Source organism: Pseudomonas sp. GW821-FHT07E12 (genome assembly GCF_058986605.1).
The window spans coordinates 171975-190406 of record NZ_JBYSVX010000003.1 but is presented as its reverse complement, the minus strand read 5'-3'; the positions used below and the strand labels follow the sequence as shown (position 1 = coordinate 190406).

Here is an 18432-nt window from a genome sequence, read left to right as displayed (position 1 = left end):
CCCACCAGGCCAACCTCCGCATTTTCTTTCACACCCATGAGGGACATCCGTCCCTTCGGGGCGGTGTCCCTCCTTCTTTTCACAGGAGCAACACCATGTCCCGAACTCCCTCCTTTGCGGTCGTCCTCGAAGGTGGCCTGGTCCAGGCCATCGTCGTTCAAGACTGGCCCCGCCATCTTCCGATGCCACCATTTGTTGTCGTGGACTACGACACCGAAGGCGCCGACGATGACGAAATCACGCGGTTTCCCTTCGGTCAGAGCACAGCCGAGGCCATCTGCCGCGGCGAAACGCCGACCGTCTTCGAGTCACTCGCGGACGCCCTGTCTCCCCGCATCGTGCTCACGGCGCTGGGCGAGTCGATCACCGACGAAGCGCCAGAGCCTTTGGCCTTGGCCCGCTCGGTACGCCAGGAAATCGTCGATCTGGACACCCGCCTGAACGACGCGGAACAGGCACCGACGGGCGACGACTACAACCAGATGTACGTCCTTGCCAACTGCGGCCTCATCGAAGTGCAGAAGGCACTGGGCGACACCACCGACTTCGGCGACTGACTCGCCTGCCACCTCTTGGCCCGATGCGGCATGCATCAGGCCCTTCCTCGCGGATGCCATGTCCGCAAGGGCTGGCTCCGCTCCCAACCTCAAGGAGCCAGTCATGGCAAACAACTACTACGACGCCACCGGCGTTCTCGTTCTCGATCGGGTCACCCCTGTGATAACCGCCTTGTTCGGCGGCTTCAAACTTGACGCGTCGCACCCCGGCGACGGGCAAGCCTACATCGCCCTCGTTGCCGAGGACAACAACCCGAGCTGGGAAGACCTCGGCGAAGGGCTGTCGGAGCTGACCACCTCGCTTGGCCTGCCGCTACCCGACGATCCCCAGACAGTCGAACCGCTGCTGGCGAGCCTGTCCCTGCATTTCGGCGCCGACCAGGACGAAGCACTGGCGCATCTCATCGAGCACCATCAATTCGAGGATGCCGCGGACCTTGATGCACTGTTCATGATCGCGACCCGATTCGATGATGGCCACGGCCTTCAGGAAATCCGCTTCGAGGGCTGCTGGCACTGTAGCAAACCACGCCTCTTCAACTTCGGAGGCGACGCTCAGTTCTTCAGTAAGGAGTTCGAGGCGTACAGCGCTTCGAGCCAAGCCCTGCAATTCGGTGATGCCGTCCGGCAGGCTTTGCTCAAGCAGGACCTGGACGCTGTCGCCAACCACTTCACGCGTGAAGTTCAGCGCTTGCTTGCCGGTATTCAGGACGAATCGGTGCGTGCTCAAACGCAACAGCGGCTGTCCGCACTGTTGCAGTAGAGCCGAAATCATTCGGCGCTGAATATCCACCTCAAGCACCGCCTGACCGCGGTGCATTTCCTTCCCTCGGGGCCATGCCCCGGCGGGGGTTGGCTCCTTTTCAACCCTCACCGGAGAATGTCACCATGATCCAGCAGATCAATCCCTTTGCTCGCGGCTACTACGGCTTCGAGATTCGACGCGTGGCGGTGGTCAGTTATGACGATCGCCATCCGCAAACTTTCGTTCCGCTGCACCCGTCTCAGCGCCACTTACCTGATGACCAGGTCGCCTTGCATGCCTGCATATTCAATGAGGAGTATGCGCTGGTCACTGACAGCCAGGTGATATCCGAAGAATTGGATGCCACCTGCGGTGGCAGCGGAACCATCCTGGCGGTTTTCCACAGCATCTACGGCAGGAATGTCGAAGGCTCGCTCATCCATGTTGGCGACAGCCAAACCCGGGAATCTGCGCAGGAGGTTGTGCGTACGCTGACATTCGAGACCGGCTTCTACAGCCGGTGCTGGGAGATCAGCACTGCGCACATCACCGACGAAGCAGGCCGATTCCTCTGCGAGCTCGCCGACATCGCAACACCGACGGCGTTTCTCTTCGTGGCATTTCGTATCCCATACAGCCCGGCCGTCGGTATCAAGCTGATTGCCACCCCCTGGACGGACACGAATCTGCAATACGTCGAAGGCATCACCACTGAAGAGCTGCGTGCAGAACATCGCGCCAAGGGCGTTCCAGAGGAACTGATCGACCTGTTGCATCTGGCAGGCCAGGCAGACGTACGCATGCTGGTTCTCGATGCAGACGCAGCAGTTCTGGAGGGTCTTCCGATCATTGAGGAGCAGGCCTAGAGCCCCGCTACCGCGTCAGCTATCACCCCCACTTCACGCCCCTCACCATGAGGGGCTTTTCTTTGTAAGGACTAAGGCCCCTCACTCTTTGGGGACGTAGACGTCACGTGCCCTGTAGTATCCCGCGCGCCGACCATCGACATCCCGATACCGAAGCTCGAACAGGCGTGACTCGTGAACCACCTGCCGCCAACTACTGCAGCCATACTTGGTTGGCACTTGGTCCGGATATCTGGCTTGGACCCAGCGGCCAGCAATTGCAACGGGCGTCCAGCCGTCTTCGGCAAGCTCGCCCATCGCTTCGCGCAAGGCGCGAATAATGCCCGACGCCGCCCAGTCAATGGAGCCATCTGGCGCGATGCCATTGACCACCAACTCATGGAAGGCGCTCGACTGCACGAATTCGGCCGCCAGGCGCCGGGCCTGGTCCATGTGCTCGGCCCACCCGCGTAGTTGCTCAAAGTGCTGATCGATGCGGGTGTAAGCCGAGACCAATGCTTCCCGCGCACTGCGACAGCCCTGCACGGACCATAGGTCGTGCCGATCAATGAAGTGATGCACCAGGCCATTGCGCAACGCCACCAGCTCGCGCAGATCTTCCTGCGTGCGCTGATAGTCTTCCGCGCCCATGCTCAGTTGAAGCCGCATGCGCACTGACGCAACCTCACCATCTCCAGGATCAGCTAGATCCTCTTCTGGACCCGAATCCGTCACGACGTAGGAGCCGAATAGCTGGCCGACCAGGGCGCCCAGGGTCTTCGTCGCGACATCCTGCATGCGGGTAGCGCGAATGGCCTCCAGCGCTGCAGCAGGGCCGGACAGATCATGGTGCGCCACGATGGCCTTCATCAGGCGCTCGTACTGCTGAATCCGCAGCAAGCATCGACCCAATAGCCGCTGCACTTCCCATTGCGGTGCCTGCAGGTCTCCGATGTCTGTCGTTGTTGTCATGTGCAAGGCTCGCTGTTGGTCTAAGCAGAATGAGGCCTGATCGAGCACGCTCCTGAACTGAGCCGACGCGCCTCCAGGAGATGGCCAACACCATTCAATACGGTCGCCGCTAGATTCAGTTTAGCCCGCGCGCCTGGCCCCGCCCAATGTCACGCTGCGCATGTGTTCGTCGGCGTAGCCGGCAGCATCCCAGGCGGTCAAGGCCATCAAGACCGCGGTGCGCCATCGGCGTACTGGCTGCATCAATCCTCCGAACGCATTTCGTTCAGCCAATCCACCCCAAGGGACAAACCATCCCTTGCGGTTGGGGAGTCCCGTTTTTGTTTCAGGAGACTCCACCATGGATCACCAAGCCATTCGCCAGCAGCTTCCCTTGTTGGTCGCCGGCCACCTGCCACGCACTGCACGTAGCTTCCAGTTCAACATCTTCGACGGCCAACCCAAGGAATCCGCCCTGGGCTTTCGCATCGACCCCAAGCCCTTCGAGGGCAAGGTCGTTGCGACCACCGACGAGGTCATCGTCGTCAAGACCGGCCGCACGCAGTTCGCGGTGCTGGACCGAGAATTGGTCACCGACATCCCTGTCGAAGGGGCCAAGGTCGCTGTCCAACCCTACGCACGCCGTCGCTTTGATGGCTTGCGCGCCGACACCCCGGAAGAGGTCGTGGAACATGCTTCGGACGGGACGCCGTACAAGGTCACCCGCCTGGTCCTCGGTTCGGCACCAGCGCTCTTGCCGGTGGTAAAGCCGGAGTGCCTCGAACTTCAGCAGCTCATCGAGCAATTGGAGTCGATGCCCGCACCGGACCGGCATCGCACCATCAGCCACATGTTGGTCGATGCCCACGCCAGCAACTTCACACTGCTCGACCCGTCACCGGAGAACATCATCCGTACTCCGCCGACGATCAGTTTCAGCGTGGCCACCGGCAAGTTCGTCGGCCGCGTGAGCGTGCTGTATCTGCGCGGCGACGATGTCTATGCCATCGAACTGCACCGCGACGGCGAATGCGTCGAGCGGTGCGACGAGGTGTACTTCGACATGCTCGGCGACACCTTGGCACATCTGATCGACGATGGCTCTTGGCGCCGCATCCAGGTCCAGTCCATCTCAGGTCGCAAGGCCCCCTCCCACTAACTGCTGGACCGCGACCGAGCCACCCGCCCTGGCGGTGGCTCGTGCTCGCGCCTCATCCAACCCTGTGAAGGACTATCTCATGACTCTGCTCTTCAAAGGCAGTGCGCTCCGACCTGTTCTGGCCGAGGCCATCGCCAACCAATGCCGCGTCATCCTGGTCAAGGACCAGGGCGTGTACTGGCTCGCCGAACATGGCGAGCGCAGGCCCGATAAGCGCCAGAAGCTGATTGCCTATGCAGTTGGCTGCGACCCGGATGTCGATCCGTTCGATGACTGGTGGGAACTGGCGCGCATCGAGCTGGGCGGCGACGACTTCGGCGAGTTCTTCGACCCGAACGAAGGCGTGCTCACACGCATCCTGAACAGCACCGATGACCTGGTGCTGTCGGCCTCGCCCACGCACCTGTCGCTGCAGGCCGTGGCACCCACCGCACCAGACCACTGACCCTGCATCCCAAAGAGCCTTCGCCCGTCGAAGGCTCTTTCTTTTTGGCCTGCGCAAAGCGGGCGCGTGGCATTTCCTATTGGTCGTGGTGGCCCGGCGCGCATGGTGTGACGCTGCGCCCATGCTTGCTGACGTTGTCAGCGACATGCCAGGCAACCATCGGTCTTCGAGGTTGCGGCGCAGCACCTGCTGCGTGACCACGCCAGTTCGCACCGCATCCATGCGCGAACGGCCACCGGCTCGCCGGTGGTGGATGCATTTGCCGTTCTCAACCCATCGCGGGGTTACGCACCTCTCCCCGCAACGTGGGGTTGGTGTGTCTCCGCTCTTTTCCTATGGAGATTCACCATGAGCACCACGTCCAACGAGAAATCCTATTTCGACCTCCACACCTCTGGCATCGGCTACCTGCAGCGTGCCCGTGAGGTTCCCGTCAAGGGAGGCCGCCGCGCACAGCCGTTCCTGGCTTGCACGATCGCCGCCCTGGTTGGTTCCGCCAAGGAGCCGTCCATCCGCTACTTCGACGTCAAGGTGTCCGGCACCGAGGCCAAGAAGCTGGTTCAGTCGTACGTCGGCATCGATGATCCCAAGCAGCGTCCGCTGGTCCGTTTCCGGCTCGGCGACCTGTGGGGCGATGCGTTCATCCGCCCCAGCGGTGAACGTCAGGGTGAAGTGGCAGCGAGCCTCAAGGGGCGCCTGCTGAAAGCCGAGGTGATCGATCGCGCCGAACTGGCAACGATCGAGCAGCACGAGCTCATCACCCGCGGCATCGGCTACCTGAGCCGTCCGAAGGAGGTCACTCCCAAGGATCGCGATCCGTTCCTGTCGTGCTCCATCGGAGCGCTGACCGGCCCGGTCGGTGAACCGGAGTATCGCTACTTCGACACCATCGTCGCTACCACCGACGCCCAGCATCTGGTGCGTCGCTGCGTTCAGGCCATCGAGGCTGAACGCAAGGTCCTGATCGCCTTCCGGCTGAACGACATGCGGGCTGACCCGTACGTGCGCACCAAGGGCGAACGAGCCGGCGAGCCGGGCGTGAGCCTGGAGTCCACGCTGGTCCACATCGGTCTGATCAAGGTCGATGGCCAGCAGGTCTATCCGGCTGCTGCAGCCAATGCCGAAGCACCTGCAACCCCGGACGCGCAAGCGACCGAGGCCAGCACTGCCGATAGCGGCGACGCCGCCCAGCCCACCGAGCCCGCCCCGCGCGAGCCCGAAGCTGAAGCGGTCGTGCACGAACCGGCAATGGCGGCTTCGTTCTGACCCACGCCAGGCTCCACTCCGGGGCCTGACCGTTTCTCCCACCTGATCCGTGCCCTCCCTTCGGGGAGGTGCACGCGTTCGCGCTTTTCATCCCTAGCGTCAGGCCAGGCCATCCGGCCCGGGCAGATGCACGTCTTATCCCAGGAGAATTGCCATGTCTCTCGCAACCCGCTTTGCCCATCGTTCCCCGGTGCTGCGCGCGGATCGTCCCTTGTCGGACGACCAGATCCGTGCTGTTGCCCCTTCCATCTTCGCTGACGCTCCCCACGGAAGCCGATCCGAGCGGTATGCCTACATACCGACCGCGACCGTGCTGACCAAGCTGCGTCAGGAAGGCTTCGAGCCCTTCATGGTGTGCCAGACCCGTGTCCGCAACGAGGACCGGCGCGAGTTCACCAAGCACATGATCCGCATGCGCCATGCGAGCCAGATCAATGGCTCGGAAGCCAACGAGATCATCTTGCTCAATAGCCATGACGGCACCAGCAGCTATCAGATGCTGGCCGGCATGTTCCGCTTCGTCTGCCACAACGGCCTGGTCTGCGGTGAAACCACTGCCGACATCCGTGTCCCCCACAAGGGCGACGTGGCCGGTGAGGTGATCGAAGGCGCCTACGAGGTCCTCCAGGGCTTCGAGCAGGTGCAGGCGTCGCGAGACGCCATGCGCGTCATCACCCTGGAAACAGGGGAAGAGGAAATCCTCGCGCGCTCCGCACTGGCGCTCAAGTACGACGATCCGACCAGGCCTGCGCCTGTCACGGAAACTCAACTGCTTGCGCCCCGGCGCTTCGACGATCGACGACCGGACCTATGGTCGGTGTTCAACCGCATCCAGGAAAACATGGTCAAGGGTGGCCTGACGGCACGCACGTCCAATGGACGCCGGCAGCGTACCCGCGAAGTGCAAGGCATCGACCAGAACCTGCGCCTGAACCGGGCGTTGTGGATGCTGGCCGACGGCATGCGCCAACTGAAGGCCTAGCGCCGCACGGACCACGCCCCTCGCGGGCGCGGTCCGTTTCTTTTTCCCTTGGATCTCACGATCCCCCCAATCATCGAAGGAGCACACCATGGCGGCCAAATCAGCCCCGAAGTCCAGCGCACCCCTCATCGTCCCCGGGCAGCTCACGCTGCGCACCATCAACGGCCGCAATGGCCGGTTCAATGTCGGCCGCCTGGTCACCGCCATCGGTGAGTTCGCGGTCAAGGATGCAGAGCTGGAGCAGTACCCCGAAGGCAAGTACGACGGGGAGTTCCACATCCGCTTCATCTATCCCAAGGCCTATCCCACGGCCGGCGGAATGCGTTTCGAGATCCGCGCCAACCTGGACGGCATGACCCTCTCGGGACTGGACCGGCTGAGCAAGGACGAGGCTCGCAGCTTCGCCACGCAAGAGGTCGATCCGCTGGACGAGGACGTGGCTCAGCCATCGGCTACGCCGGCGGTCAAGCCTGCTGCCGATCCTGTGCAGGCCTCGGCCGATCCGCTGATCGATACCACGCCCTTTGGTGTGGATGCGCCATCTGCGACCGTGGCTGCCTCCGGCGGCCCCGAGAGTGACGATGCCGCATTGTTCGGCCTGCTGTGGCCGCTGGGCGACTCCGTGAAACTGGATTCGACCATCGACCGCCGCACCCTGCGTGCACAGATCGCCCGGCTGGGCGAACTGGGCTACGCCCTCGACTTCAAGTCACAGCAGTGGAACCGGCCCGAACAACAGGCCGCCTGATCTGCCTCGCCGCATCCGCGGCATCTTCATCCACCCGCCGGGGCTCCGTCCCGCCAGGGAGGACTCCGGCATTTTCTTGCAGGAGAACTTCATCATGGGCTGGCTTTTCTCATCACGCACCCGGTCAGAACTGATCCGGGACCTCATCCAACCCGAAGACCGCGAGCGCGCCAGCGTCCGCATCATCGCGCATACGCTGCGTGGCAACGTGCTGTGGTCCGTTGTCGAGATCACGGCCAAGGCCGAAGGCTTTCACCAGGATCTCGCGCCCGGCGAGTCCATGTGCTACATCCGCTGCGACCTGCTCCAACGCAGTGGCGGTCAGTGGGGGTACAAGGGCATGGACGAGTCCGTGTCACCGTACTACTACACCTGCCCGCTGCGCTATCTCGAGATGGCCAAAGAGATCTCGCCCGATTGGCGCGAGAAGGTTCGGGCCTATCACGCTCAGCGGCGCCGGCCGGCAGCTTCGTCGCAACTGGCCGTGGCCTGAAGGGGGACGCGATGGACACTTCGCTGCAATCCCTCTCGCCCGAGCTGCTGGGCCAGGTCGAAGACCAGCTTTCCAACAACGAGGTTTCCTCAGACGAGGAACTGGTTGAGGACTTCATCCAGGCCGGCCTGACCGAGGCACAGGCGCGGGAAGCCATCGGCTACCGCGACCGCTATCTCATCAACGTGTACCACCAGGACTTCACGCCGATTCGTACCCCAGGACGTGCATTGCGTTTCAACCCGCACGCCAGGGACTTCGAGCCGGAGTAGTCCGCATTCCTTCATCCCTTCCGGGGCATCACTGCCCCTGCGGGCGGTGCTGCCCCTCATTTCATCGAGGACACCACCATGCCTGAACCTTCATTTCCCAACCCCCTGTACCGCATCGATGAATGCAGCGACCTCATGGCCGATGCATGCGTTTGCAGCGATCAGAGCGATCTGATCTTTCTCTCGATCTGGGCGCGGGATACCGCGATCCAGCAGTTCCTGGCCCGGCTGACGCTGGGACGTGACGAAGATGGGCTGGAGCAATTCCACCTCATCACCGATCAAGGGGGCTCCATCCCCGTGTTCGTAGGATCGGTCGACCGCTTGGAAAAGCGCCTGACACGCTCCTATCGCCGCACGCTGTTCGGCTCGATGGTCAATCTATGGCTGTTCGACCGGCGCTGCACCCGTCCGGACAAAGCCACGGCCAGCGCGCTCGCGCTGCTGCCGCGTGCCTCGGCCGATCCCACCTTGCGCCTGTGGCACCTGGTCAAGGACACATGTCCACTGCCGCTGCTGGACCACTGGCAAGCACCGGTACTGGCACTGCTGCGCGAGCGCGACATGCTCCAAACCCTGCCGGTGGCCCTCGGTCCGCTGCAGGGATTCCGGATCGGGCTCGATGTCCCGGTTCTCACCGATGCCCTGGGCGAACTGATCCGCCGCGGCGTCCTGACCGCCTACCCGGTAACGGCTCACGCCGAGCTGCCAATGGAAGCGGTGGCTTGATCCGCCCGTCACGGATGTGCGCTCTGCGCGCGCATCCGACCTTTATCCCCCCGCCAATCAGGAGACTGCCATGGCACTGATGTTCCCGCGGCTCGCCCGCAATTTCGCCAAGAACGGGTACTACCCGACCGACGAATCCACGCTCGAACGAGCGCTCAGCGCACTGGCACCCAGCGATGGGCCGATGTGCATCCTCGATCCCTGCGCAGGTGAAGGTGTGGCCATCGCGGAAGCCGCGCATGCCCTCGGGCATGCGCAGGTCCGCGCGTATGCCGTGGAGTACGACCAGGAACGTGCCAATCACGCACGGCTTCTGGTCGATCACTGCATCCACGGTGACCTCATGGACACGCTGGTCTCGCGCCAGTCGTTCAGCCTGCTGTGGCTTAACCCGCCTTACGGCGACCTGTCCAAGGATGCCAATGGCAACATCGGCTACGAAGGCAAGGGCCGCGCCAGGCTGGAGAAGCTGTTCTACCAGAGGACGCTGCAGCTGCTGCAGTACGAAGGCATCCTGGTTTTCATCGTGCCGTCCTATGTGCTCGACGCCGAACTGGTCGGGTGGCTGACGCGACACTTCATCGATCTGAGCATCCACCGTGCGGTGGATACGCAGTTCAAGCAGGTGGTCGTATTCGGACGTCGGATCCGCCAGCGCGAGCTGGTAGGTGACGACACCAAGGCAGTCCGGGCCCGATTGCTACAGATCGGGCAAGGTGAAGTCGAGGCGGATGAACTTCCGTCCGAGTGGACATCGCTGCCATATGTGGTTCCCACGACCTCGGTCGAGCCGGAGCATTTCTACCGGATCAGCATGGAGCCGGCGCAGTTCGCCGAGGAAGTGAACCGGCTGCAGGGCCTTTGGCCCGCATTCGAGACACACCTTGGTGCTGCCCAGCAATCCCTGCGTGCCCCGGCACGTGCTCTGTCCCACTGGCACCTGGCACTGGCCCTCGCGGCTGGCGCCATCTCGGGTGTCGTGCAGTCCAAAAGCGGCCGCATCCTGGCCGTCAAGGGCGACACCTACAAGCGCAAGGCCACCGCCGTCGAGCACCGCGAGCGCGACGACGGCTCCATCGCAGAGACACGCATCCTCACGGACAAGTTCGTGCCGGTCATCCGCGCATGGGACCTGTCTCCCGACTCTGCCTCACTGGGGCAAGTCATCACCATCCACTGAGCACAAGGCTGTAGCGCGCTCGAAGGCGGGCGCGCTTCACATCGCTCGCGCTGTTGTGGCCCAATGAAATCACCAAGGAGGACTATCGATGGCGTCGATCAGGATTGACACCTACATCCACCAACTGCAGTTCCCCATCGGGGCGCTGATCATCAGCCAAGGCGTCGATCGCCTGATTCGTGCCGGCACCGAAGAACCATTCCAGTTTCTGCGGCGTCACGCCCGCGGCGATTGGGGCGATGTCCCCGCTGACCAATGGGAAGCGAACATCGTGGGAATCCAATCCGAGGCCAAGCTCGAATCGTTCTATGTTGCAACCAACGGCCAGCGCATCCGCATCTTCACCGAAGCGGATCGCAGTGCCACCCACATCGTGCTGGCTTCCGAGAACTGACTCGGTAGACCCGCACCATTCATCAATCCACTGGGGCCATGTCGCCCCGATGGGGTGCCATGGCCCCGCTCTCCCTATCCAGGAGGCCCCATGGCAACCGAAGCAGTTTTCCTCAGCGCCAGTCCCACGCGGCGTTTCAACCCCGGCCAGATGGTCGTGACCTCAGGCGTGGATGCGCTGATCCGTCAGGGTCGCCTCAATCCCACCGCGTACCTGCGCCGCCATCTCAGCGGTGACTGGGGCGATCTCGATGACAGCGACCGGCAACAGAACGACGCCGCGCTGCAATCGGGTGAAGATCGCCTGTTCTCTTCCTACCAGGTCACCACCGACCTGAAGATCTGGGTCATCACCGAGTGGGATCGCAGCGTCACCACGCTGCTGCTACCCAACGAGTACTGATCCAACCACGGCGGCCCTAGGTCGCAACTTCGCTTTCATCCCCCTGGGGCATTCATCGGCCCTCAGGGACGGTGCGTGCCCCTTTTATTTGGAGCATCACCATGTCCATGCAACTCGAAGCGGCGCCCGCCGCAGACACCTCGCCCACGACCGGCGACCTTTTCGATCCTGCATCCAGCGAGCTCTCCCTGAGCCTGCAAGACTTCGTCGCCGAGTTCGGCGACGAATTGCTGGACTCGCTCAACCGGGCCAATCCACCCGTCTACAGCGGTACGCCGCACGCCCACCGTCAGCTCATGCTGGCCGGTCTCAAGCGCAAGCTGTTCCCTGCCCAGGCCGAAGTCGTCCATGCCGCCGCCGAGCTGCTCGCCAACCATGGCGAGCGGGCGGCGATCGTCAATGGCGAAATGGGTACGGGCAAAACCACCGTCGGCATCGCGCTGGCGGCCGTTCTCCACGCCGAAGGCTATCGCCGCACCCTCGTCCTCAGTCCGCCACACCTGGTCTACAAGTGGCGACGCGAGATTCTTGAAACTGTCGCAGGCGCGAAGGTCTGGGTGCTCAATGGCCCTGACACGCTGCTCAAGCTCATCAAATTGCGCGAGCAATTGGGTGTGCCGGCATCTGGCCAGGAATTCTTCATCATCGGCAGGGTGCGCATGCGCATGGGCTTCCATTGGAGGCCTTCATTCACACGCAAGCGCACCCGGTACGGCGTCATGGGGGCCTGCCCGCACTGCGGGATGGTCGTCAACAACCTGGACGGCGAACCGATCAATGCCCTGGAGCTGGAGGCGGAGGAAGTGCGCCGCAGGTGCGGCGTCTGCCACACCGCTATGTGGACACTGGTTCGCCCGCGAACCCTGTCCGGCAGCGATCAGTCCTCGGCCGTGCTGCGGGCCTTGAAGCGTATCCCGACGATCGGCGAAGCCACCGCGCAGAAGCTGATGAAGACGTTCGGAGATGGCTTCCTGGCCTCGATGCTCGGCGACAACCTCCACAACTTCATCAACCTGATGGACGACCGGGGGGAACTGGTCTTTTCCGATCGCCAGGCACAGCGCATGGAACGCGCGATGTCCAGCATGGAGTTCGGCTTTGGCGAAGGCGGCTACCAAGCCTCCGAGTACGTCAAGCGCTATCTCCCGCAGGGCACCTTCGACCTGCTCATCGCCGATGAGGCCCATGAGTACAAGACGGGCGGTTCCGCGCAAGGCCAGGCAATGGGCGTCATCGCAGCCAAGGTCCGCAAGACTTTGCTGCTCACCGGCACCCTCATGGGGGGCTACGCAGACGACCTCTTTCATCTGCTGTTCCGGGCTTTGCCCACGCGCATGATCGAAGACGGATACCGTCCCAGCAGTAACGGCAGCATGAACGCGGCCGCCATGGCGTTCATGCGGGATCACGGCGTCCTGAAGGACATTTACTCCGAGAGCGACGGGCCAGCCCACAAGACGGCCAAAGGCTCGAAGATCACAGTCCGAACGGTGAAGGCACCGGGCTTTGGCCCGAAAGGTGTCCTGCGCTGCGTCCTGCCTTTCACGATCTTCCTGAAGCTGCGCGACATCGGGGGCATGCTGCCGCCGTATGACGAGGAGTTCCGGGAAATCGCGATGGATGCCGAACAGGCCCACGCCTACCGCGACCTGGCCACGCGCCTGACCGCGGAACTCAAGGAAGCCCTGCGCAAGCGGGATACCACCTTGTTGGGTGTGGTGCTCAACGTGCTGTTGGCCTGGTCCGACTGCTGCTTCCGTGCAGAAACCGTGCGTCACCCACGCACGCGCCAGGTCCTGGCGTTCACACCGGCTCAGTTCAACGAGCTGGAGATCATGCCGAAAGAGCGTGAGCTGATCGACATCTGCCGCGAGGAGAAGGCAGCGGGTCGCAAGACCTTGGTGTACTCGGTCTATACCGGTACGCGCGACACCACGTCGCGCTTAAAAGGGCTGTTGGAGCAGGAAGGCTTCAAGGTGGCCGTGTTGCGCGCAAGCGTCGATGCGAGCCGCCGCGAAGACTGGATCGCAGAGCAGCTCGACCGGGGGATCGATATCCTCATCACCAACCCCGAGCTCGTCAAGACGGGGCTGGATCTGCTGGAGTTCCCCACGATTGTGTTCATGCAGTCGGGGTGGAACATCTACACGTTGCAGCAGGCCGCTCGCCGTTCGTGGCGCATCGGTCAGAAGCTGCACGTGCGGGTGATCTATCTGGGGTACGCGGCCACGTCGCAGATGACGTGCCTGGCCCTGATGGCCAAGAAGATCCTGGTGTCCCAGAGCACCTCAGGCGATGTCCCGGAATCCGGGCTCGACGTGCTCAATCAGGACGGCGACTCGATCGAGGTCGTCTTGGCCAGGCAGCTTGTCGCTGCCTAATGGCCTGGTTATGCCGGCGCTCCTTCGGGGCGTCGGCATTTTTTTCGTGCGCGAGTAGGCCGTTTCCCGACAAATCCATCGGCCATCAGTAAACTGAATCAAGTAGGCGAGCTAATGAGGGGGTGAATCGTGGTTATGGTAATCGAGGCGTGTTATCTGGATGGCAGTGGCTCTGCGAATGCGCTGCGCATGAGCCACGCACAGTGGATTGCGCTTCAAGATTCGTACCGCGTTGGCGAGCTGGTTATGCCGTGCTGCTCAGCCCCGGCCATACCCAAGCTCAGCGCGAATGGCCGCCCCTTCTTCGCGCATGCCGGCGGTTCCTGCAGCACGTCCGAGGAAAGCCTGTGGCACATGACAGCGAAAACGCTGATACGCAGCGTACTGGAAGACCTGGGCTGCAATGCCTCTGAGGAGAAGGCCGGCGAGCATGGAACCAATAGATGGCAAGCCGATGTGTGGGCCGAGCGCGGACCCGTGAAGCTGGCGGTTGAGATCCAGCGTTCCTATCAGTCGTTGCGTGCCTATCGCGACCGCCAAGAAAAGTACAGCGCCGCAGGTGTCCAGGCACTTTGGCTTCTGCGCTCCGATCGCTACCTGACGCTTACCAAGAGCATGGGCAAAGAGCGGCTACGCACGGAGTTCGGCGGAAAGTTCCCCGCGGCCGGCCACTTCGGACCATGTTTGAGCGACATTCCTGTCGCGCGATTGGAACTGGACCCCGAGCCGGCCATCAGTGGCGCAGGCTTCTTTTCGTCGACGGTTTCTGGATTGCTCGAAGCAGTATTGGCCGGACGGTTTCGATGCGTCGATGGCCTCTGGTGCATCGACAACCTAGACACCATGCATCAAGCGGCTCAGATCTCACGCGATCGTGCCGCAGGCCGAATTGCTACTTCTTAGGCTGAGCCTAAGCCTGATAACGGAACCACTTTCATAGCAGGGGGAGGACAGGGTGAATCCTGATGATATAGCTGCGATCGAAAGGATCGTGCACGATGCGATGCAGAACGCCGAATTCATCAATAAGGTCTGGATCGCAGGCGCTGCGGTCATTGTTTCCGTATTTGCCGCTCTCGTCGCATCGATCACGCAAATGCTGGTGGCCCGCGGTCAGCGCAAGACTCAGCTCAGGCTGGCCGACCAGCAAGCGCTTCAACAGAAGCAAGCGTTGAGCGAGCAGCTCTCCATGCAGGAGCTCGCGTCCCGGCGGATCGCCAACGCCAACGTCTCTGCGAAGCGACAGATCTGGATTGACGAGCTGCGCAAGGACATCGCCAGATATCTGTCGCTATGGCAGGAGATCTCCTTTCGCTGGGATGCCATTGTGAGTGAACCGCGGACCGAAGAAATCTCCGATCAAGCGCTCAACGCTTTCAAGAAGCCGATCGCCGAAATGTGCATGGAGGCCTTGGAACTGCAATTGCGGATCGAACTGCGGCTGAACATGACTGAATCTGATCATCAGGAGCTCAAAGCTCTCATGGAGGAGCTGGAGACGTCCACCATCCTGTTCCAGCGGACAGCGAGTTCGCTTCCGCCAGCAGACATTCAGAAAGTCTTTGGAGCGATTCGACAAGAACTGATCGTCAAGTCTCAGAAGATCCTCAAGGAGGAATGGGAACGGGTCAAGAAGGAGTCGTATGCAGATCCCAGTGCATCGGCTTTCAGCAAGCCTTCGCCCACGGTGGTTGCCTGACGTAGTCGATCGACATCTCGGAAAAACTGGGCACGCGCCATTGCGCATTCTTTGCTGACCGGGTTGGGGCACCCGGCGAAGGTAACGGCTTACTGCAACAGGAAGCCGATCCATGCAAACACTCAGTCCCTTCTCGCGCTTGGCCGGGTGCGGCTTGGTGGCCATCGCCACCCTCGTTGGCGGCTGCGCCTCCAACTCAGTACCTCTCGTCACCGAGCCGCCCCTGATCGAAGAGGTGGTCATCGCTCCTGCGCAGGCGGAGCCGGAACTCATTCCGGTGGTCCGCTACGGCCGCTACACCCTCGTCGAGCTCGCCCCGACCACCGCACAGCGTGACCTGCTCCTGCAGGTGATCGATGTGAGGATGCCGGAAGACGCGAGAGCCAGCGTCGGAGACGGTCTGCGCCACGTGCTCAAACGCAGCGGCTACCAGATGTGCGAGACGGCGCACACCGTCATTGAACTCTATTCGCTCCCGATGCCCGCCGCCCATCTGCAACTGGGGCCCATGACGCTTCGGGATGCCCTGCTCACACTGGTCGGCCCCGCCTGGGATGTCGAGGTGAATGACAGCGCACGGCAAGTGTGCTTTGTCCGACCCGGATCCAGGACTGATCAACCCCCTCAGGACCTGCCGACCGTCGAGGCCGCTCAGGCCATCCCCCTTGCAAACGGGACCCAGCCATGAGCGCATCCCACCCCATTCCTTCGGGCAAGTCATCGCGCACCCCTTCTGTCGCTCACATCTTGCTGTGGGCGTGGCTTGTCGGACTGACGGCCCTGGTCTTGGTCGCGTTCCAGGTGACAGGCGATCTCGCCGGACAGTCGCAGCTCGATAGCTCCGTGCAGCGACTTCAGGCACTGGAGTCACGTGTGGCAGAGATCGCGGATGCCAATCGTGCTCTGCAAGAACGTGCGGCGCCCGCGACGGCCGTTGCGTTGCAGGAACTGCGCCAAACACTGGACTCCCGCGCTGCACAACTGGATCAGTCACTGGCCACACGTGCCGCCCAGGAGGACCTGATTGCACTGCGTGCGGAGCTGAAGCAAATCAAAGTGCGCCAGACAGCAACTCGGAGCAAGGCAACGAGCAAACCCCGCGCTGTGCGGCAGACGACGGCAAAGCCCGTCGAAGTTCCCATGCCGTTCCGCGTGATCGGGTCGGAGCTGCGTGCAGGACAGCGCACGGTGTCGATCGCGCCGGCAAGTGGCGAGCTATCCGCCGCCCAGATTCAGGTGGTTCTGCCCGGCGAGAGCGTGGGCCCATGGCGCTTGGAGGACATCGACCGGAGCACTGCGGTGTTCCGTGCCGGAGAGCAAACCCGCCGTCTGGCCATTCCTTGAGGGACCTGCCCATGAAGCCGCCACTCCTGCTCTCGGCAATGCTCCTGGCAGCACTTCACGGCTCAGCCTGGGCTCAGCAGACACCTGCCACACAGTCACGTGCTGCGCAGAGCCAGATCGAGCGTAGCCAGGACGAAAAGCTCGCCCGGGAGTGGGGACTGCGCCCCGAAGAGTGGACGCGATACCGGGATCTGATGGCTGGCCCTCTCGGCATCTACTCGCCCAACCTGGACCCACTCTCAGCACTGGGCACAGAAGCACGCTCCGACGAGGAGCGGCGACGCTACGCCGAACTCCAGGTACAAGCAGAAGCACGCCGCGTGGAAAAGCTGCTGGCCTACCAGCGCGCCTATGACGAAGCTTGGCAACGGCTTCAGCCGAATGCCCAGCGCGTGAATCTGCCAGACGCCGGCCCGCGCCAAGCCAACACGGCAGTACAGGGAAGCGGACGCACCGCCGTTTTTGTGCGCGACAACTGCGCCCCATGCGACCAGGCCATCGAGCGACTGCAAGCGTCGGGATCTGTCTTCGACGTCTACGTCGTAGGTAGCCGCGCCGACGATGCGCGAATCCGCGACTGGGCGCGCCGGACCAAGATCGACCCTGCCCGCGTGCGTTCCCGCACGATCACCCTCAATCACGATGCAGGTCGCTGGCTGTCCTTGGGACTGCCAGGCGAACTTCCTGCCGTCGTGCGACAGGTAAATGGCCAATGGCAGCGCCAACCGTAGACCTGGCCCGGTCAGCCCTGGTGCTGTGGCTGGTCATTGGCGTGATCGGCGGTACGGCACTGGCCCAAGAAATCCCGCCACCGGCCTATCAGCTGGCGGCCCGACAGGCCGGCATTCCCTCTGCGGTGTTGTACGCAGTAGCACTTCAGGAAAGCGGCATGCGCCGCGGCGGGCGCACCGTCCCCTGGCCCTGGTCGCTCAATGTCGCAGGCGAATCGCGGCGCTTCTCCACCCGAGCCGAAGCTTGCGCCGGCCTGCATCAGGCACTACGCCAAGTACCTCCCACGCGGGTAGACGCGGGCCTGGGCCAAATCAATCTCGGCTATCAGAAGCACCGCTACAGCCGCCCCTGCGACCTGCTCGACCCCTACGCCAATCTAGCGATCGCCGCAGAGATCCTGCGCGAGCAGCACACGCCGGGCGACGACTGGCTTCTGGCAATTGGCCGCTATCACCGGCCGGCAGGAGGTGCACCAGCGGCGCGTTACAGGCGCAGCGTAGCCCAGCACCTGGACCGCGTACGCGGCCGCTCGCGCGCGGCCCCCGATGTCCAAAAGGAGACTCCACCATGAACCGTTCCCACCTTGCGGCCGCACACGGCCTGGTCCTGCTGCTGACCACACTGGTCAGCCCGCTACACGCCGCCGAGCCATTGATCGTCGTCGAAGACCGGGGTGGCGCGTCGGCGCTGCCGTACTACGAAGCCCTCAACCTGCTGCCGCGAACACCCGGTATGGCGAAGCCGCCGCTCTCTCTGCCTGCGCCGCCCAAAGCTGTCGGTGAGGCGGACATGCTCCCGGTGCGCAGTGCCAAGCTGACGCCAGGAACGGTCACGCGCCGGGTAATCGAGGCGCCCGGTCTGAAACCGTTTTTTCTGATCGGTGACGATGAAGCCTCACATGCCTGGCTGCGCCGCCATGCATCCTCCCTGCGCGAGCGCAACGCAGTGGGCTTGGTCGTGAACGTCGAGTCCGTTCAGAGGCTCGCGCGTCTGCGAGCGCTGGTGCCCGGCGTCCAGCTGGCACCCGTGGCCGGCGACGACCTGGCTGGCCGGCTTGGCGTTCGGCACTACCCCGTGCTGATCACCAGCACCGGCATCGAGCAATGAC

At 62.9% G+C, this 18432-nt stretch carries 23 protein-coding genes; 22 read left to right on the top strand and 1 reads right to left on the bottom strand.

The genetic code is table 11. The features are described 5' to 3' along the window. Positions 1–95: 95 nt before the first annotated feature. From AC3WJE_RS03710 to AC3WJE_RS03700, 3 genes are all read left to right on the top strand, one after another. On the top strand, positions 96–557 hold the full coding sequence (locus tag AC3WJE_RS03710) for a hypothetical protein (protein ID WP_493729423.1): 462 nt from the start codon (positions 96–98) through the stop codon (positions 555–557). Between the two features lie 103 nt (positions 558–660). Beyond that, positions 661–1320, top strand: coding sequence for a hypothetical protein (locus tag AC3WJE_RS03705; protein ID WP_493729422.1), 660 nt, complete (start codon positions 661–663; stop codon positions 1318–1320). Positions 1321–1445: 125 nt separating this feature from the next. Continuing rightward, positions 1446–2168 (top strand): DUF5983 family protein, encoded by a 723-nt coding sequence (locus tag AC3WJE_RS03700; protein ID WP_493729421.1) that lies wholly within the window; start codon positions 1446–1448, stop codon positions 2166–2168. Positions 2169–2249: 81 nt separating this feature from the next. Here the strand turns inward: AC3WJE_RS03700 and AC3WJE_RS03695 are convergent, their stop codons facing one another. Further along, positions 2250–3119, bottom strand: a complete 870-nt coding sequence (locus AC3WJE_RS03695) for an OST-HTH/LOTUS domain-containing protein (RefSeq protein WP_493729420.1) — start codon at positions 3117–3119, stop codon at positions 2250–2252. Positions 3120–3459: 340 nt separating this feature from the next. On the opposite strand from AC3WJE_RS03695, the gene AC3WJE_RS03690 reads away from it, so the two are divergent. The 19 genes from AC3WJE_RS03690 (at position 3460) to AC3WJE_RS03600 (ending at position 18431) form a co-directional block, all read left to right on the top strand. Then, complete coding sequence (locus AC3WJE_RS03690; protein ID WP_493729419.1) at positions 3460–4257, top strand: DNA-3-methyladenine glycosylase; 798 nt, start codon at positions 3460–3462, stop codon at positions 4255–4257. Between the two features lie 79 nt (positions 4258–4336). Further along, positions 4337–4702, top strand: a complete 366-nt coding sequence (locus tag AC3WJE_RS03685) for a DUF3085 domain-containing protein (protein WP_034021249.1) — start codon at positions 4337–4339, stop codon at positions 4700–4702. A gap of 348 nt (positions 4703–5050) precedes the next feature. After that, positions 5051–5968, top strand: coding sequence for a DUF3577 domain-containing protein (locus tag AC3WJE_RS03680; protein ID WP_493729418.1), 918 nt, complete (start codon positions 5051–5053; stop codon positions 5966–5968). 154 nt (positions 5969–6122) lie between these two features. Continuing rightward, a complete protein-coding gene (locus tag AC3WJE_RS03675) occupies positions 6123–6950 on the top strand; it encodes a DUF932 domain-containing protein (RefSeq protein ID WP_023098625.1) in 828 nt (275 codons plus the stop codon). A gap of 88 nt (positions 6951–7038) precedes the next feature. Then, a complete protein-coding gene (locus AC3WJE_RS03670; protein ID WP_493729417.1) occupies positions 7039–7698 on the top strand; it encodes a DUF3275 family protein in 660 nt (219 codons plus the stop codon). Between the two features lie 94 nt (positions 7699–7792). After that, positions 7793–8191, top strand: coding sequence for a hypothetical protein (locus AC3WJE_RS03665; RefSeq protein ID WP_493729416.1), 399 nt, complete (start codon positions 7793–7795; stop codon positions 8189–8191). Between the two features lie 11 nt (positions 8192–8202). Next, complete coding sequence (locus AC3WJE_RS03660; RefSeq protein ID WP_493729415.1) at positions 8203–8463, top strand: hypothetical protein; 261 nt, start codon at positions 8203–8205, stop codon at positions 8461–8463. Positions 8464–8541: 78 nt separating this feature from the next. Further along, positions 8542–9192: a hypothetical protein gene (locus tag AC3WJE_RS03655; RefSeq protein ID WP_493729414.1), complete on the top strand. Its 651-nt coding sequence runs from the start codon at positions 8542–8544 to the stop codon at positions 9190–9192. 16 nt (positions 9193–9208) lie between these two features. Beyond that, entirely contained in the window at positions 9209–10372 is a 1164-nt protein-coding gene (locus AC3WJE_RS03650) for a DUF6094 domain-containing protein (protein ID WP_493729413.1), read from the top strand. Between the two features lie 88 nt (positions 10373–10460). Further along, positions 10461–10766 carry a hypothetical protein gene (locus AC3WJE_RS03645; protein WP_493729412.1) on the top strand — a complete coding sequence of 102 codons (306 nt, stop codon included), beginning with the start codon at positions 10461–10463 and terminating at the stop codon, positions 10764–10766. A 90-nt stretch (positions 10767–10856) separates the two neighbouring features. After that, on the top strand, positions 10857–11168 hold the full coding sequence (locus tag AC3WJE_RS03640; RefSeq protein WP_493729411.1) for a hypothetical protein: 312 nt from the start codon (positions 10857–10859) through the stop codon (positions 11166–11168). Positions 11169–11269: 101 nt separating this feature from the next. Continuing rightward, positions 11270–13549, top strand: coding sequence for a DEAD/DEAH box helicase family protein (locus AC3WJE_RS03635; protein WP_493729410.1), 2280 nt, complete (start codon positions 11270–11272; stop codon positions 13547–13549). 189 nt (positions 13550–13738) lie between these two features. Further along, entirely contained in the window at positions 13739–14452 is a 714-nt protein-coding gene (locus tag AC3WJE_RS03630; RefSeq protein WP_493729409.1) for a competence protein CoiA, read from the top strand. Between the two features lie 52 nt (positions 14453–14504). After that, complete coding sequence (locus tag AC3WJE_RS03625; protein ID WP_493729408.1) at positions 14505–15248, top strand: hypothetical protein; 744 nt, start codon at positions 14505–14507, stop codon at positions 15246–15248. Between the two features lie 112 nt (positions 15249–15360). After that, positions 15361–15936 (top strand): PFGI-1 class ICE element type IV pilus protein PilL2, encoded by a 576-nt coding sequence (pilL2, locus tag AC3WJE_RS03620; RefSeq protein ID WP_493729407.1) that lies wholly within the window; start codon positions 15361–15363, stop codon positions 15934–15936. After that, complete coding sequence (locus tag AC3WJE_RS03615) at positions 15933–16592, top strand: hypothetical protein (RefSeq protein ID WP_493729406.1); 660 nt, start codon at positions 15933–15935, stop codon at positions 16590–16592. Before pilL2 ends, AC3WJE_RS03615 begins: the two co-directional genes overlap by 4 nt. Positions 16593–16603: 11 nt before the next feature. Then, entirely contained in the window at positions 16604–17323 is a 720-nt protein-coding gene (locus AC3WJE_RS03610; protein ID WP_493729405.1) for a TIGR03759 family integrating conjugative element protein, read from the top strand. After that, positions 17305–17895 (top strand): transglycosylase SLT domain-containing protein, encoded by a 591-nt coding sequence (locus AC3WJE_RS03605; RefSeq protein WP_493729404.1) that lies wholly within the window; start codon positions 17305–17307, stop codon positions 17893–17895. Before AC3WJE_RS03610 ends, AC3WJE_RS03605 begins: the two co-directional genes overlap by 19 nt. Further along, complete coding sequence (locus AC3WJE_RS03600) at positions 17892–18431, top strand: integrating conjugative element protein (protein ID WP_493729403.1); 540 nt, start codon at positions 17892–17894, stop codon at positions 18429–18431. The genes AC3WJE_RS03605 and AC3WJE_RS03600 overlap by 4 nt, the downstream gene beginning before the upstream one ends. The last annotated feature ends 1 nt before the right edge of the window (position 18432 follow it).